Annotated in this window: 15 protein-coding genes and 2 pseudogenes; 4 read left to right on the top strand and 13 right to left on the bottom strand. The window is 71.0% G+C overall.

The window, feature by feature from the left end; all coding sequences use genetic code 11:
• Positions 1 to 89 precede the first annotated feature (89 nt).
• The 4 genes from OG799_RS11585 to OG799_RS11570 form a co-directional block, all read right to left on the bottom strand.
• Positions 90 to 773 (bottom strand): WD40 repeat domain-containing protein, encoded by a 684-nt coding sequence (locus OG799_RS11585; RefSeq protein WP_406045035.1) that lies wholly within the window; start codon positions 771 to 773, stop codon positions 90 to 92.
• Positions 682 to 1,323: a hypothetical protein gene (locus OG799_RS11580; RefSeq protein ID WP_406045034.1), complete on the bottom strand. Its 642-nt coding sequence runs from the start codon at positions 1,321 to 1,323 to the stop codon at positions 682 to 684. The genes OG799_RS11585 and OG799_RS11580 overlap by 92 nt, the downstream gene beginning before the upstream one ends.
• Before the next feature lie 240 nt (positions 1,324 to 1,563).
• Positions 1,564 to 1,965 carry a VOC family protein gene (locus OG799_RS11575; RefSeq protein WP_406045033.1) on the bottom strand — a complete coding sequence of 134 codons (402 nt, stop codon included), beginning with the start codon at positions 1,963 to 1,965 and terminating at the stop codon, positions 1,564 to 1,566.
• 274 nt (positions 1,966 to 2,239) lie between these two features.
• Positions 2,240 to 2,878 carry a LysE family translocator gene (locus OG799_RS11570; RefSeq protein WP_406045032.1) on the bottom strand — a complete coding sequence of 213 codons (639 nt, stop codon included), beginning with the start codon at positions 2,876 to 2,878 and terminating at the stop codon, positions 2,240 to 2,242.
• A gap of 348 nt (positions 2,879 to 3,226) precedes the next feature.
• Between OG799_RS11570 and OG799_RS11565 the strand changes: the two genes are divergently transcribed.
• Positions 3,227 to 3,628 carry a hypothetical protein gene (locus OG799_RS11565; protein ID WP_406045031.1) on the top strand — a complete coding sequence of 134 codons (402 nt, stop codon included), beginning with the start codon at positions 3,227 to 3,229 and terminating at the stop codon, positions 3,626 to 3,628.
• Positions 3,629 to 3,754: 126 nt separating this feature from the next.
• Here the strand turns inward: OG799_RS11565 and OG799_RS11560 are convergent.
• From OG799_RS11560 to OG799_RS11520, 9 genes and pseudogenes are all read right to left on the bottom strand, one after another.
• A pseudogene (locus OG799_RS11560) lies at positions 3,755 to 3,925 on the bottom strand (tetratricopeptide repeat protein); the annotation flags it as partial.
• Positions 3,883 to 4,263, bottom strand: coding sequence for a tetratricopeptide repeat protein (locus OG799_RS11555; protein WP_406045030.1), 381 nt, complete (start codon positions 4,261 to 4,263; stop codon positions 3,883 to 3,885). The pseudogene OG799_RS11560 and the gene OG799_RS11555, both read right to left, overlap by 43 nt.
• A gap of 81 nt (positions 4,264 to 4,344) precedes the next feature.
• On the bottom strand, positions 4,345 to 5,508 hold the full coding sequence (locus tag OG799_RS11550) for a glycerate kinase (RefSeq protein ID WP_406045029.1): 1,164 nt from the start codon (positions 5,506 to 5,508) through the stop codon (positions 4,345 to 4,347).
• 1 nt (position 5,509) lies between these two features.
• Positions 5,510 to 6,361, bottom strand: a complete 852-nt coding sequence (locus OG799_RS11545) for a sugar phosphate isomerase/epimerase family protein (protein ID WP_406045028.1) — start codon at positions 6,359 to 6,361, stop codon at positions 5,510 to 5,512.
• Complete coding sequence (locus OG799_RS11540; protein WP_406045027.1) at positions 6,358 to 7,521, bottom strand: dihydrodipicolinate synthase family protein; 1,164 nt, start codon at positions 7,519 to 7,521, stop codon at positions 6,358 to 6,360. The genes OG799_RS11545 and OG799_RS11540 overlap by 4 nt, the downstream gene beginning before the upstream one ends.
• A complete protein-coding gene (locus tag OG799_RS11535; protein ID WP_406045026.1) occupies positions 7,518 to 8,669 on the bottom strand; it encodes a Gfo/Idh/MocA family protein in 1,152 nt (383 codons plus the stop codon). Before OG799_RS11535 ends, OG799_RS11540 begins: the two co-directional genes overlap by 4 nt.
• 19 nt (positions 8,670 to 8,688) lie before the next feature.
• Positions 8,689 to 9,510, bottom strand: a complete 822-nt coding sequence (locus tag OG799_RS11530; protein WP_406045025.1) for an ABC transporter ATP-binding protein — start codon at positions 9,508 to 9,510, stop codon at positions 8,689 to 8,691.
• Positions 9,511 to 9,515: 5 nt separating this feature from the next.
• Positions 9,516 to 10,532, bottom strand: a complete 1,017-nt coding sequence (locus OG799_RS11525) for an ABC transporter substrate-binding protein (RefSeq protein WP_406045024.1) — start codon at positions 10,530 to 10,532, stop codon at positions 9,516 to 9,518.
• Between the two features lie 15 nt (positions 10,533 to 10,547).
• Complete coding sequence (locus tag OG799_RS11520; protein WP_406045023.1) at positions 10,548 to 11,426, bottom strand: ABC transporter permease; 879 nt, start codon at positions 11,424 to 11,426, stop codon at positions 10,548 to 10,550.
• Positions 11,427 to 11,622: 196 nt separating this feature from the next.
• Here OG799_RS11520 and OG799_RS11515 point away from each other — a divergent pair, with 196 nt between their 5' ends.
• The 3 genes and pseudogenes from OG799_RS11515 to OG799_RS11505 all read left to right on the top strand — a co-directional run bounded on the left by OG799_RS11515 (position 11,623) and on the right by OG799_RS11505 (position 14,419).
• Positions 11,623 to 12,651, top strand: a complete 1,029-nt coding sequence (locus OG799_RS11515) for a LacI family DNA-binding transcriptional regulator (protein WP_406045022.1) — start codon at positions 11,623 to 11,625, stop codon at positions 12,649 to 12,651.
• Between the two features lie 13 nt (positions 12,652 to 12,664).
• Positions 12,665 to 13,831, top strand: a complete 1,167-nt coding sequence (locus tag OG799_RS11510; protein ID WP_406045021.1) for a mandelate racemase/muconate lactonizing enzyme family protein — start codon at positions 12,665 to 12,667, stop codon at positions 13,829 to 13,831.
• A gap of 16 nt (positions 13,832 to 13,847) precedes the next feature.
• Positions 13,848 to 14,419 (top strand): annotated as a pseudogene (locus OG799_RS11505) (transposase).
• Positions 14,420 to 14,477: the final 58 nt, after the last annotated feature.

The following is a 14,477-nucleotide window of genomic DNA, read 5'->3' as shown; positions in this document are numbered from 1 at the left end:
TGCACCTGGTCTTGAGCCCTTGCTCTCCCAGGATCTCGCTGAATCGAGGCCAAGCGAGGACGGGGGTTTCCTCGAGATGCGCCGATAGGTCAGGGCGGGCTGGGCACGTGGTGCACGGACAGTTGGCCGGTGTCGCCACCGCAAGCGAGCAAGGCGCCGTCGGCGGAGAAGGTGACGCGGTGGGTGCGGCCGGTGTGCGACGGTGCCAGCGCCATCGGTGAGGGCTCGCCGTTAGGCAGGTGAAGGCTGGCGCCGAGACGGCCGCCGATGGCGAGGAGATCCCCGTGTGGGGAGTACTGCCAGCTGAAGCAGGTGCCGTAGCGGTCGGTGCGGTACGGGTCGGGCACGGCCCAGGCGAGGGTGTCGCCGTTGACGGGCAGGGCGAACGGTCCCTCCGCGAAGCCGCCGGTGGCGAGAAGGAATCGTTCGGTGGGGTCGAAGCCCAGGTGGCTGATCCCGGTGCGGCCGGTCGTGCTGGTGAACGGGAACGGGAATCGGGTGCTATGCAGTAGCCGGCCGGTGTCGACGTGCCACAGCTGCACGGTGGAGTCGTGCACGCCGTAGGCGAGGGCAAGCAGCCGCCCGGAGGGCGACAGGGCCCCAGCGCGGCACTCAGGTTGGTCGGCGGTGTGCAGGACCAGCACGTCATCGCCGGTGCTGGTGGCACGGACACGGACCCGGTCATCGGTGTCGAACAGCAGCAGCCGATGCCGGGTGGCGTCCTGGACCGGCCGGGCGCAGAAAGGGTAACCGAGCCGTTCTGAACTGCTCATAGCGTGCGAGAACGCGGGTGGTGCCGGTGCTGAGGTCGAGGTGACGCGTCTCGCCGTTGAGCGCGTACACCAAGCCGGTGCCGTCGGCGTCGAACAGCACGGTGTGGATGAACGTCTGCTCCCCGCGGCCGGTGCCGGGTGTCTCGGTGTGCAGGAGTCGGCGCCGACCGGTCGTGACGTCGACGAGGTGCAGGTCAGCGCCGTAGGCGTCACGGTGCAGCGAGGCAACGGCGAGGGTGTGGCCGTGTGGATGCAGGTCGAAGGTCTGTGGGCCGTGGCGGTTCGGCGGGGCGCAGCGTAGGACGGGCTCACCGGGTGGGGCGCCGGCCGAGTCACGGACGAAGACGTAGCCTTCGCGCATGCGAGTGGCGGCCTCACGTGCGAGGGCATCGCGGGCGGCCTGCGGGTTGGGGAAGTCGCGGCCACTGTGCCGACCTTTGGCGCCGCCTCGCCATGAGCGGCGTAGCAAGCGGGCGCCATCGACCGCGAGGTGCAGGTGTCTGGATGTGGGAGGGTCCGGATGGGTGAGCAGCAAGTCCTCGGTCGGCACGGGCGGACTGTAGCCACCGGCCGCATCCAAGCCCAAGACTGCTAGGCCGTCGAGCGGGGCAACGTGCTCTCACACCGACCATCCGCTTCTCGGCAAAGTCGCGCGGTCAGCGGCAGTTTCGGATGCCGAGGGGCAGCCTCCGCCGTCACGATACGTGTCGCGCGGATCGCGGCAGATGCGGATGCCTACGAACAGCCGCCAAGGGTCTGATCATCTTCGATGGTTATGCACGTTCCCTGGCTACGAGGATCTGGTGTAGGTGATCAGCTCCAGCAGGGAACCGTCTGGGTCCCGGAAGTAGACACTCACGCCACGACCACCCCCACCGCTGCGGATAGCCGGCCCTGCCTCCATCTCGATGCGATGGCGTCGAAGATGAGCGATCGCCTCCTCTGTGGTGCCCGTCCAAACGAAGCACAGGTCGCTGCCACCAGGTGCAACCGGCGGGCGCGCCACCAGCGTTCCGATATCCAGGCCCGGTCCATGGACGTTGAGCTGTTGATCGCCAAACCGATAGGCGACGCGACCGTCGGGGTGGTCAACCACTTCGGCTCCCAGGACATCCCTATAGAAGGTCGTCGAGCGTTCCCAATCGCTGACCGCGATCACGCAGTGGTCGAGCCTGATCTTCGCGTCAGCCACGCCCGGACCCTACCGCGTGCGCGATGAGCGGACGTCAGCATCCGCAACTCGGCACGACCGGGCGCCGGCTTGATCCGGTTGTGGTGACACTGCGTAGCGCCCGGCCGGCGGCAGATGAGCGCCGTTGATCTTGGAATTGCTGCGGCGTGGCGCCTCGACGTATGGACCCTCGACGAACTCATCGACCGCACCTATCCGGCCTCTGACCTCGTGTGAGAGCCGAGGCCGACCGCGCCAAGCAGGCGTTCGACCGCATGCACGGCACCAAGCACGGCTAGAGCCGGTCGACGGCGAGACGCACCCCGAGCCCGACGAACACGACGCCGGTCGCCCGCCCGAACCATAGCTTGACGCGCGGCCGCATCAGCACCGTCCGCACCCGGTCCACAAGCAGGACCAGCACCCCACACCACAGGACGCCTTCGACCAGGTGCACGCCTACCAGGGCGACCGAGGCTGGCAGCGGCGCATAGCCGGGCGGGATGAACTGCGGCAGCAGCGACAGGTACACGATGCCGACCTTTGGGTTGAGCAGGTTCGTCACGACGCCCTGGCGGAACGCTCCCCCGACGGTGACCCGCGGCTGCTCGGCCGGATCGAGCGTGGCGATGGCTGCGCGGCTGCGCAGCGCCTGGATACCAAGCCATAGCAGGTAAGCGGCACCGGCGTAGCGCACCGCATCGTACGCGAGTTGGGAGGCGGCGAGCAGGGCGGTGAGCCCGACCGCGCTCGCGATGCCCCAAACGAGGCAGCCGAACGAGATGCCGGCGTTGGCGGCGAACGCTACCCGCCGGCCAGAGACGGCCGCAGTGCGGACCATGAGGAGCGTGTCGACGCCCGGAGTGACGGTGAGGACGGCCGCGACGGCGGCGAATGCGAGTAAGGAGGCAAGCACGGAACCCCATCCAACCATGCCCCTGTTACCCCCCGGGTCACGCCCTCGGAGCCACGCAACGAACCAGGCTCGCCCCGATGACAGCTGCCAACGTCGAGCAACGCCAACGATCCAACGCCGCGGGCGGACGTTTCAGTCGCGCAACCATGCCGAGGCATGCGACATCCGCGTGAGAAGGGCCGCAATGACAAACCGTTGAGCCACAGTGCCAAGCCTGCAGGCCCGAGACGACATGTCTCGGGCGTCGTCGGAAGGGGACCCGCTATCAAGATCCGATATCCGCTCTTCGGCATGACCGCGCGGATCGCGGCAGATCCGGACGCCGACTCGATTCGTTGACTGATCACCGATGGGAGGATCGGCGGTGTGATCGAACTGCCTGAGGGATCTTGGTGGGATTGGGACGCGCTGCACTTCGACGGCTCCCAGCTTCGGTTGGCCGCGGGACACGACCTGACCTACCACCACGGTCTCGAGGTGGTCTTCACAGACGTCGCATACCTGGGCTGCCCGACCCAGTTCCGGGATCCTCGGTTCCGGGAACCCACCCTCGACGAGCGCGCACTGGTGCGTCGGCACGTCGGTGAAGAACCACCGGTGATAGTTGCCTTCGACGTCGACGCACCGGCCGGGGGTGATCTTCTTACCTGTCTCGTCGCAGCAGGGTCGGTTGAGGTGGTACCCGGCCTGGTCTACCGCTACTGGCGCGACAACCTCGCTGCTGGAGAACGCCTGGCTCCGCACGTGCGGCCGCCAGAGCAATCGTAAGGTCCGCACCTCGCCGGAGCCGCGGCTGCTACTGACGGCGACGCCCACCGCAGCGGAGAGCGCGCACGATCGGCGGCAGATCCGTGCACGTGACCTTGGATGATGCGCGTGCGGGTCGCCTGTCTTGGCAAGGAGTAGGCCCAGGTTGAAGGCCGCCATCGGTACACCGTCAGGATGGCCCGAGTCGATGACGGTCTGAAAGGCAGCACGCGCACCGCTCGAATCGCCCTGCTCGGCAAGGAGTACGCCGAGATTCACGGCGGCTCTCGGAGTCTGCTCAGGGTCGTCGGCGTCGATGGCGAGTTGGAATGCCCCCCGCGCACCTTCAGATCGCCCTGTTCCTTGGCGAGGGCGCCAAGGTTGCAGGCCGCCGCCGGCCCGGCCTCCGGCTGCGTGGAGTCGATGGCAAGTTGGAATACGGCTCGTGCACCCTCCGGATCACCCTGCTGTTTGTGCAGCAGGCCCAGGTTGAGCGCCGCGACCGGCGATGCGTCGGGGTGGTTGGAGTCGATGACAACTTGAAACGCGGCGCGCGCACCATCTAGATCACCCTGTTCGGCGAGGTCTACGCCGCGGTCGAGCATCGCCAGTGCCGGAACCTGAAGCTGCCGTCGAGCCGGGTGTGACTTATCCATTCAAGATCACGTTCGTGACGAAGCCGATCTCGTAACCCATGCTGAGACACCAAATGGGACGCCCAAGGCGCCGCATGTGCGTTAGGCGTCGGGTCGAGTGGCTGACGACGCCTGCCGAGGGCTCATGCCGACAGCGTGAGCCCCCGATTCACGGGCGGAACTCAGCCGGTCGGTCAGCCGGCCGCCGGCCTCGTGCAGCCATCTCGCCGGGTCGTGTAGCGCCGCGCCGACCGAGCCGGCGAGCTCCACCAGGGACACCGCCGCCGACACCGAGGCCGGGGCGGGCCCGCCGACCTGCCCGGCGGCCAACCCCACACGTACGCCGGCGGCGGCCGCCGACTCCAGCAGCGAGCCGACAACCTTGCCGGTCAGCGAGGTCTCGTCGAACCGCCCCTCGCCGGTGAGCACCACGTCCGCGCCAGCCAGCGCGTCCACCAGCCCCACCAGCTCGGCGATCGTCGACGCACCCGGCGTGATCCGGGCCCCCCACAGCGTCGCCAGCCCGTACGCGGTGCCGCCCGCCGCACCGGCCCCCGCCTCGTCGGGGTCCCCGCCGGCAAGCTCGGCGAACCGGCGCAGCGCCGCGTCCAGCACCGCCACGTCCACCGGTCCCGCGCCCTTCTGCGGCCCGAACACCGCGGCGGCCCCGGCCGGGCCGATCAGCGGCGCGGTCACGTCGACCAGCAGCTGCGTCCCGCCGGGCGGCGCGGGGATGAGGCCGGTGGTGTCGAACTGGACCAGATCGGTCAGCGCGGCGCCACCGAGCGGCAGGTCCCGGCCCCGGGCGTCGCGCAGCCGCAGCCCGAGCGCGCGCAGCGCGCCGGTGCCGCCGTCGGTGGACGCCGAGCCGCCGAGCCCCACGACGAGGCGGGTGGCACCGGCGTCGAGGGCGGCCCGCGCGACCGCGCCGAGCCCGTACGTGTGGGCACCGAGCGGATCCGGGGCGCGCATCAGCGGCAACCCGCTGGACTGGGCGAGTTCCAGCACGGCTGCCCCGTCGGGCAGCAGCAACCAGGCGGCCGACACCGCCCTGCCGTCGGGCCCGGGCACGGTCACCGTGCGCCGCTCGGCGTCGGGCAGGGCGGCGGCGAAGGCGTCGACCGTGCCTTCGCCGCCGTCGGCCAGGGGGACCAGCCGTACGTCGTCGCCGGGCCGGTGGGCGAGCCAGCCGCGGGCCAGCGCCCGGGCGGCGTCGTCGGCGGCCAGACTGCCCTTGAACGAGTCGGGTGCGACGACGACGCGCATATCAGTCGGCGAGCACGAGCTGGACGTAGCGGTCCTTCGTGGTGGCCAGCACCTCGTCGGGGTCGGTCGCCCACACCTCGGCGTTGAAGATCTCCACCTCGGTGTCACCGGTGTAGCCGGCCTGCTCGACCGCCCGCCGGAACGGCGGGAAGTCGATGTGGCCGTCGCCCATCATGCCCCGCCCGAGCAGCACGTCGGCCGGGAGCGGGGTGAGGAAGTCGCAGACCTGGAAGCTGGCGATGCGCGCGCCGGCCCGGGCGATCTGCCGCCACACGTCCGGGTCCCACCAGAGGTGGAAGGTGTCGACCACGACGCCCACCTGCTCGACCGGGAACTGTTCGGCGAGGTCGAGCGCCTGCCCCAGGGTGGACAGGACCGCCCGGTCGGCGCAGTACATCGGGTGCAGCGGCTCCAGGGCCAGCCGTACGCCGCGCTCGCCGGCGTACGGGGCCAGCTCGGCGAGGGCATCGGCCACCCGCTGCCGGGCGCCGCGCAGGTCGCGCGAGCCGGGCGGCAGGCCGCCGACGACCATGACCAGGCAGTCCGTGCCCAGGCCGGCCGCCTCGTCGACGGCCCGCCGGTTGTCCTCCAGCGCGGCCCGGCCGGCGTCGCCGGTGGCGGTGAGGAAGCCGCCGCGGCACAGCGACGACACCCGCAGCCCGGCGTCGGCGACGAGTTTCGCAGCGGCAGCCACCCCGATGTCGGCCACCGGCTCGCGCCACAGCCCGATCGCCGGGATGCCGGCGCGGACGCAGCCCTCGACGGCCTCGCGGACCGACCAAGACTCGGTGGTGCGCTGGTTGAGCGACAGGCGCGCCAGGCGGGGGTCGACCGCTGCCGGTGCGGCGCTCACGCGGTCACCCCCGTGACCGACAGGTACCGGCTCATCCGCTCGACCGCCAGGTCGGGGTCGAGCAGCAGGCCGGCGGCGTCGGCGAGGCGGAACGCCGTTACCAGGTGCGGGACGCTGCGCCCGCTGTGCAGCCCGCCCACCATGGTGAACCCGGGCTGGAAACCGTTGAGCCAGGACAGGAACGCGATGCCGGTCTTGTAGTACTGCGTCGGCGGGGCGAACACGTGCCGCGACAGCGGCACGGTGGGATCGAGGATCTCCCGGAAGCCCGCCGGGTCGCCCGCGTCGAGGCGCTGCAGGGCGGCCGACGCGGCGGGGGCGACGGCCGCGAACGCGCCGAGCAGGGCGTGGCTGAACTGCCGGCCGTCGCCGGCGATCAGCTCCGGGTAGTGGTAGTCGTCGCCGGTGTAGACCCGGACGGTCGCCGGCAGCAGCTCGCGCAGCCGGACCTCCCGCTCGGCGTCGAGCAGCGACACCTTCACCCCATCGACGACGTCGGCATGGGCCTGCACCAGCGACACGAACGTCTTGGTAGCCGCGTCGAGGTCGGTCGACCCCCAGTAGCCGGCCAGGGCCGGGTCGAACATGTCGCCGAGCCAGTGCAGCACGACCGGTGCCGTCGTGCCGGACAGCACCTGCTCGTAGACCCGCAGGTAGTCGTCCGGGCCGGTGGCCAGCGTGGCGAGCTGCCGGCTGCACATGACGACCGCGGTGGCGCCGCATTCCTGCACGAAGGCGACCTGCTCGGCGTACGCGGTGACGACCTCGTCGAGGGTGTCGGGCAGGCCGGTCAGCTGGTCGGTGGCCGCCCCGGCCACGATCCGCCCGCCGCAGGCGGCCGCCTCGGCGGCGCTGCGCCGGATCAGCTCCCGGGTGGCGGCCCAGTCGAGCCCCATCCCGCGCTGGGCGGTGTCCATCGCCTCGGCGACGCCGAGCCCCCAGGACCAGAGGTTGCGCCGCACCGCGAGGGTGGCGTCCCAGTCCAGCCGGGCGGGCTGGCCGGGGGCGTTGTCGGCGTACGGGTCGGCGACCACGTGCGCCGCCGCGTACGCGATCCGGCTGGCCGGCGGCCCGGCCGGCCGCTGCCAGCCGGCCGGCTCCCGCAGCGTCAGCATCTCGGTGCCGCCGCCCGGGGTGGGCAGGGTGATGCGGGCGGTCACAGCGTGATCTCCTCGATCTCGATCCGCCGCCCCTCCCGGGCCGAGCGCAGCCCGGCCTCGGCGAGCTGCACGCCGCGTACGCCGGCCAGGAAGTCCCACGGGAACGGCTCGTCGTCGACGACGTGGCGCAGGAACGCCTCCCACTGCACCTTGAACCCGTTGTCGAAGTCCTCGTTGTCGGGGACGGTCTGCCACTGGGCGCGGAAGTCCTCGGTGACCGGCAGGTCCGGGTTCCACACCGGCATCGGGGTGGCGCCGCGGTGCTGGATGCGGCACTCGCGCAGCCCGGCCACCGCGCTGCCGTGGGTGCCGTCGACCTGGAACTCCACCAGCTCGTCCCGGTACACCCGCACCGCCCAGGAGGAGTTGATCTGCGCGGTGATGCCGCCGGCCAGCTCGAAGATGCCGTACGCGGCGTCGTCGGCGGTGGCCCGGTAGGTCTGGCCGTTCTCGTCGACCCGCTCGGGGATGTGGGTGGCGATGTGCGCGGTCACCGCGGTCACCGGGGCGAAGATCTGCTCCAGCACGTAGTGCCAGTGCGGGAACATGTCCACGACGATGCCGCCGCCGTCCTCGGTGCGGTAGTTCCAGCTCGGCCGCTGGGCGGTCTGCCAGTCACCCTCGAACACCCAGTAGCCGAACTCGCCCCGGACGGAGAGGATCCGGCCGAAGAAGCCGCCGTCGACCAGCCGCTTGAGCTTGCGCAGCCCGGGCAGGAAAAGCTTGTCCTGCACGACGCCGTTCTTGATGCCCTTGGCGGCGGCGAGCCGGGCCAGCTCCAGCGACCCGGTCAGCCCCTCGGCGAGCGGCTTCTCGGTGTAGACGTGCTTGCCGGCCTCGATCGCCGCCCGGATGGCCTTCTCCCGCTGCGCGGTCACCTGCGCGTCGAAGTAGATCTGGTGGGAGTCGTCGGCGAGCGCCGCGTCCAGGTCCGTCGTGTACGAGGTCAGCCCGTGCCGGGCGGCGATCTCGGCGAGCCGGGCCTCGTTGCGGCCCACCAGGGTCAGCTCCGGCCAGATGCGGCTGCCGTCGCGGGCGGGCAGTCCGCCCTGCTCGCGGATGGCGAGCAGGGACCGGACGAGGTGCTGGCGATACCCCATCCGTCCGGTCACGCCGTTGAGGATGATCCCGATAGACGTGCGCTCCACAGTGTTTCCTTCCCAGTGGTTATTCGGCGGTCGTCGTCGCACCGAGCAGTTCTCGGATGCGTCCCGTGGCGCGCGCGAACTCCGGCTCGGACATCGTCTGGCCGTAGTCACGCTCGACGGGGAGGTCGACGTCGATGACCTCGGCGACGGTGCCGGGTCGAGGGGTCATGACGATCACCCGGTTGGCCAGGTAGACCGCCTCGGCGATGGAGTGGGTGACGAGCAGGACGGTGGTGCCGGTCTCCCGCCAGATCCGCCGCAGCTCGACGTTCATCTGCTCGCGGGTGAGGGCGTCGAGGGCCCCGAACGGCTCGTCCATGAGCAGGACCGGGGGGCGGTGCAGCAGCGCGCGGCACAGGGCCACCCGCTGCTGCATCCCCCCGGACAGTTCGTTCGGGTACGCGTCCTCGAAGCCGGTCAGCCCGGTCATGGCGATCAGCTCGTCGACGCGCTGGCGTGCCTGCGCCTTGGGCATGTGGCGCATCTCGGCTTGGAGCAGGATGTTGCGCCGGGCCGTGCGCCACTCCAGCAGCGCGGCGCGCTGGAAGACGTACCCGATGTCGCGCCGCGGCCCCCGCACGTCCTCGCCGTGCAGGCGGACCTGGCCGGACGACGGCCGCAGCAGGCCGGACACCAGCTTGAGCAGCGTCGACTTGCCGCAGCCGGAGGCGCCGACGATCGAGACGAACTCGCCCGGCTCGATCCGCAGCGAGACGTCGCGCAGCGCGGTGACGTCCTTCTTCTTGGTACGGAAGCGGACCGCGACCTGGTCGATCTCGACCGCGGCGCCGGTGGTCGTGGCGTCGTCGGGCCGCTGCGTGGTGGTGTTGCCGACCGTCATCGGGTTCATCCCTTCGGCGCGAAGCTCGCGTCCCAGTAGGTCGCCGGCGAGTCCGCCTTGCTGATCACGCCGGCCTCGGCGAAGACCTGGATGGTCTTCGTCCAGTCGGCCTCGTCGTTGATGCCGGGGGCCTGGCCCTTGGTGGCGTCGGTGTGCAGCAGCTGCAGCGTGGCGTTGAACTGATCGGTGAGTACCTTCTCCGACGGCAGTTGCTGGGAGGCGCCCGCCATCGCCGCGACGGCGCCGGCCGCGTCCTTCTCGGCGGCGGACCAGGCTTCGCTGGTGGCCGCGACCATCCGCTTGACCAGGTCCTGCTTGTTCTTGATGGTGTCGGTGGAGGCGATCAGGCCGTTGCTGTAGAAGCTCAGGCCATGCTCGGCGAACTTCAGGTAGGAGACCGGCTTGCCGGCCTTCTCCTGCATGGTCGGGCCCTGGTCGGTGGCGAAGCCGAGCAGCGCGTCGGTCTTGCCCGACATGACGGCGGCCATCTTGCCGGCCGGGTCGGTGTTCTGCAGGGTCACGTCGGTGGCGCTCATGCCGTTGGCCTTGAGGAAGGCCGGGAAGGTCTTGCTCAGCGCGTCGCCGGCGGTGGAGGCGATGGTCTTGCCCTTGAGGTCGGCGGGGGAGTTGATGGCCTTGTCGCTGAAGAACTGCACCGACGACGGGGTGGTCTGCAGGAAGACGCCGACGCTCTTGACGTTCATCCCCTGGCCCACTGCGGAGAGCAGGGCCGGAGTGTCGGCCCAGCCGAAGTCGGTCTGCCCGGCGGCGGTCGCCTGGACGGTCTTCTGCGAGCCCTGGCCGGCCTGGATGGTCAGGTCGATGCCGTGCTTGGCGAAGATGCCCTGCTTCTTGCCGAAGTAGAACGGCGCGTGCTCGCCGTACGGGTACCAGTTGAGGGTCAGGGTGACCTTGTCCTGGCCCTGGGGGTTCTTGCTCTGCTCGCCCGAGGACGAGCCGCAGGCGGTGACGGCCAGTATGAGCGCCGGCACGAGCGCGGCGGCGAGGGTACGCAACTTCATGCGAGTTTCTCCTATTCAGAGCGACGTCGTAGCGGCGTCGGTGCGGCGGCTGGCGTGCCAGGGAAGGACGAAGTACTCGAGCAGTTCCACGACCACGAACAGGACGACGCCGAGCAGCGACATGATGAGCAGCCCGGCGAAGAGCGTCGGGGTGTCGAGGTTGCCGTTGGCCTGCAGGATCACGTAGCCGAGGCCCTCGTTGGCGCCGACGAACTCGCCCACCACGGCGCCGGTGACGGCCATCGTGGCGGCGACCTTGAGGCCGGCGAACAGGTGCGGCAGGGCGGCCGGGAAGCGGATCTTCCGGAAGGTCTGGGCCGGACCCGCGCCCATGGTCGCCGACAGTTGCAGCATCTCCGGGTCGATCGACTTGAGGCCGGTGACCGTGGAGATGACGATCGGGAAGAAGGCCATCAGGACCGCGACGACGACCTTCGGCGAGAGCCCGAAGCCGAGCCAGACGATGAACAGCGGCGCGATCGCGATCTTCGGGATGACCTGGGCGAACAGCAGCAGCGGGTAGAGGCTCTTCTCGACCGTCGGGGAGTACACCATGACGACGGCGGAGAGGACGCCGACCAGGATCGCGATCGCGAAGCCCAGCACCGTCTCGTACGTGGTGATCCAGGTGTGGTGGGCGAAGTAGCCGGGCTGGGCGAGGACGACGTCCAGCGTCCTGCCGGGCGACGGGACCAGGTAAGGCTTGACCAGGCCCGCCGCGGTCACCGCCCACCAGACGACGAAGATCGCCGCGAGGACCGCGGCGGGGCGCCAGGTGCTCTGGACGAACCGGAGCAGGCCGGCGCCGCCCCGACCCGGGCGGCGGGCGGCCGGCGCGGGGGTGCTGGCGGGAGTGGTCGACTCCCGTTGGTCGATGGTGCTCTGCGCGGCCATGACCCTCCGTTCTCCTTGGCTGGCTGGCGGTTTCCGGGTGCCCAGCCGCTGGGTAGGCGCGTGCCGTCGGGCAGGGCCGAGGAAGCCCCGCGAGCTGCGGGACCCGGCCCTGAATGCGCTTTCAGTAAGCGCTTTCAGGGTGCTACGGTAACCACGCCGAAATAATCCGGTCAAGGAGTCCGCAGGGGGAAAGTCCATGCAGCCACGAGCGCACGTGACGCTGGAGGACGTGGCCAAGGCCGCGGAGGTCTCGCTGGCCACGGCTTCCCGGGCGCTCAACGGGATGCGGGTGACCCCGCAGCTGCGGGACCGGGTGCTGGCGGCCGCCGAGCAGTTGGCGTACACGCCTAACGCGCACGCCCGCGCCCTGGCCGGCGCCTCCCACCGCACGGTCGGCGTGATCTGCCACGACGTCAGCGACCCGTACTTCGCGGCGGTCGCCGGCGGCGTCATGCGGGTCGCCGGGGACAACGACCTGCTGGTGATGCTGGCCAGCACGTTCCGCGACCCCGAGCGGGAGATCGCGTACGTGTCGATGCTGCGCGCCGAGCGGGCGCCGGCCATCCTGCTCATCGGCTCCGGGTTCGAGGACGCCCGCTGGGAGCGGGCCCTGGAGGCCGAGCTGAAGCCCTACCTCGACGGCGGCGGCCGGGTCGCGGTGGTCAGCCGGCACCGCAGCCTCAAGGTCGACAGCGTGCTCCCGGAGAACCGGGCCGGCGCGGCCGCCATGGCCCGTGCCCTGCTCGACCTGGGCCACCGCCGGTTCGCGGTGCTGACCGGGCCGCCGGCGCTGACCACCGTCGCCGACCGGCTGGGCGGCTTCCGCGACGAGCTCACGAAGGCCGGCGTGCCGCTGAACTCGACCGACATCGTGGAGGCCCCGTTCACCCGCGACGGCGGGTACGGCGCGATGACCGAGCTGCTGACCCGCGGGCTGACCGCGACCTGCGTGTTCGCGCTGACCGACGTGATGGCCATCGGCGCCTGCGCGGCGCTGCGCGACCACGGGCTGTCCGTGCCGCAGGACGTCTCCGTCGCCGGCTTCGACGACATCCCGATCGTCCGCGACCTCACCCCGCCGCTGACCACGGTCGCGCTGCCGTTGCAGCAGCTCGGGGAGAAGGCGATGGAGCTGGCGCTCACCGAGAACACCGGGCGGCGGCGCCGGATCCTGCGAATGGGCGGCGAGGTGGTCGTCCGGGCCAGCACCGCCAAGCTGGCCTGACGGAAGGTTGCCCGTGACCCCGCTCGCCGCCGATCTGGCCGGGCTGACCATCGACTCGGTCGAGACGTACGCCGTCGCGCTGCCCACCGTGCGCTCGTTCGGGGTGTCCGGCGGGTCGGTCGCCGTCGCCGGCACGCCCAGCATCCGCGTGCTGGTCAAGGTCACCGCCGACGGGGTCGCCGGCTGGGGCGAGGCCACCCCGATCCCGGCCTGGACGTACGAGACGGCGGAATCCATCGTCACCACCGTCGACCGGTATCTCGCCCCGGCGATCCTCGGCCGCCCGGCCTGGGACCTCGACGGGGTGACCGCCGCGTTCGACCGGGCCGTCAACCGGGGCTTCACCATCGGCGCGCCGCTGGCCAAGTGCGCCGTCGACGTTGCGCTGCACGACCTGCTCGGCCGGGCGCTGGGGGTGTCGGTGGGCGTGCTGTGGGGGCAACGCCGCCGGGACACCATCGAGCTGGGCTGGATCGTCTCCGGGCAGACAGCCGCCGAGGTGGCCGACGCGGTGGCGGAGGGCCACGCCCTCGGCTACCGGGCGTTCAAGGTGAAGGTCGGCCTGCACGCCGAGACCGAGGACGCCGCCGTGGTGCGGGCGGTCCGCGAGGCCGCGCCCGACGCCGCGCTGTGGGTGGACGCCAACCAGGCGTACACCGTGGACGCCGCGCTGCGGATGGCCCGCCGGCTGGCCGACCTCGACGTCACCGCGTTCGAACAGCCGCTGCCCGCCAACGACGTCGCCGGGCTGCGCCGACTGCGGGAGGCGTCGCCGGTGCCGGTCGCCCTCGACGAGTGCCTGCGCCACCCGAGCGACCTGGCCACCTTCGTGAAGCTCGACGCGGTGGACGTGGCCATCGCCAAGGTGCAGCGCAGCGGCGGGTTGACCCTGTCGCGGCGGCTCTGCGCCCTCGCCGAGGACGCCGGCGTGCGGCTGATGGGCTCCGGGCTCACCGACTCCGACCTGGGCCTGGCCGCCTCACTGCACCTGTTCGCCGCGTACGGCATCGACACGCCGGTCGACCTCAACGGGCGGCAGTTCCTCACCTCGTCGTACGCGACGGGGGCGACCGTGGAGGTTCGGGACGGCGTCGCGCGGGTGCCGACCGGGCCGGGGCTCGGCGTCGACGTCGACGAGTCGGTGGTGCGGGAGCTCGCCGTCGACGTGCTCGCCCGGTAACTCACTTGTCAGGAGCGTGAAGCTATCGAGCCGTCGTCGCCCTTGGTCGCCGCCGAGGTCGGCGTTCACCGGGTTCCGTTTCCCGTCCGAGGTGATCGTCGTCGCGGTCCGCTGGTACCTGCGCTCCGACCTGTCCTACCGAGACGTGGAAGAACTCCTGGTTGAGCGCGGTGTCGAGGTCGACCACGTCACCGTGTTCCGGTGGGTGCAACGGTTCATCCCGCTGTTGGCCGACGCCGCCGCGGCCCGGCTGTTCTTCCGACGTGCGCTGCGGACGCTGAAGGTGACACCCAGCGAGGTCGTCACCGACGCCGCCCCGGTTTACCCCGCCGTGCTCGACGACCTCGTCCCCTCGGCCCGGCACCACGTCGAGCAGCACGCCAACAACCCGATCGAGGCCGATCACGGCCAGCTCAAACACCGGCTACGACCCATGCGCGGGCTCCGGACCGACCAGACCGCACAAGTGATCATCGCCGGACACGCCTTCATGCAGAACACCGACACGGACACTACGAACTCGGGCTCGACAATCAGCGCGAGCTCCGAGTCGCCACGGCGTTCAGTGAGCTCGCCCAGGTGATCTGACCACGGACCCCGACCCGGGCGTCACACGTCTCCCGATCAGATAACGCAACGGACCCGT

Origin of the sequence: Micromonospora sp. NBC_00898 (assembly GCF_045207895.1) — a bacterium.
In the GTDB taxonomy this organism is placed as follows: domain Bacteria; phylum Actinomycetota; class Actinomycetes; order Mycobacteriales; family Micromonosporaceae; genus Micromonospora.
This window is presented reverse-complemented; position numbering and strand designations above follow the sequence as displayed.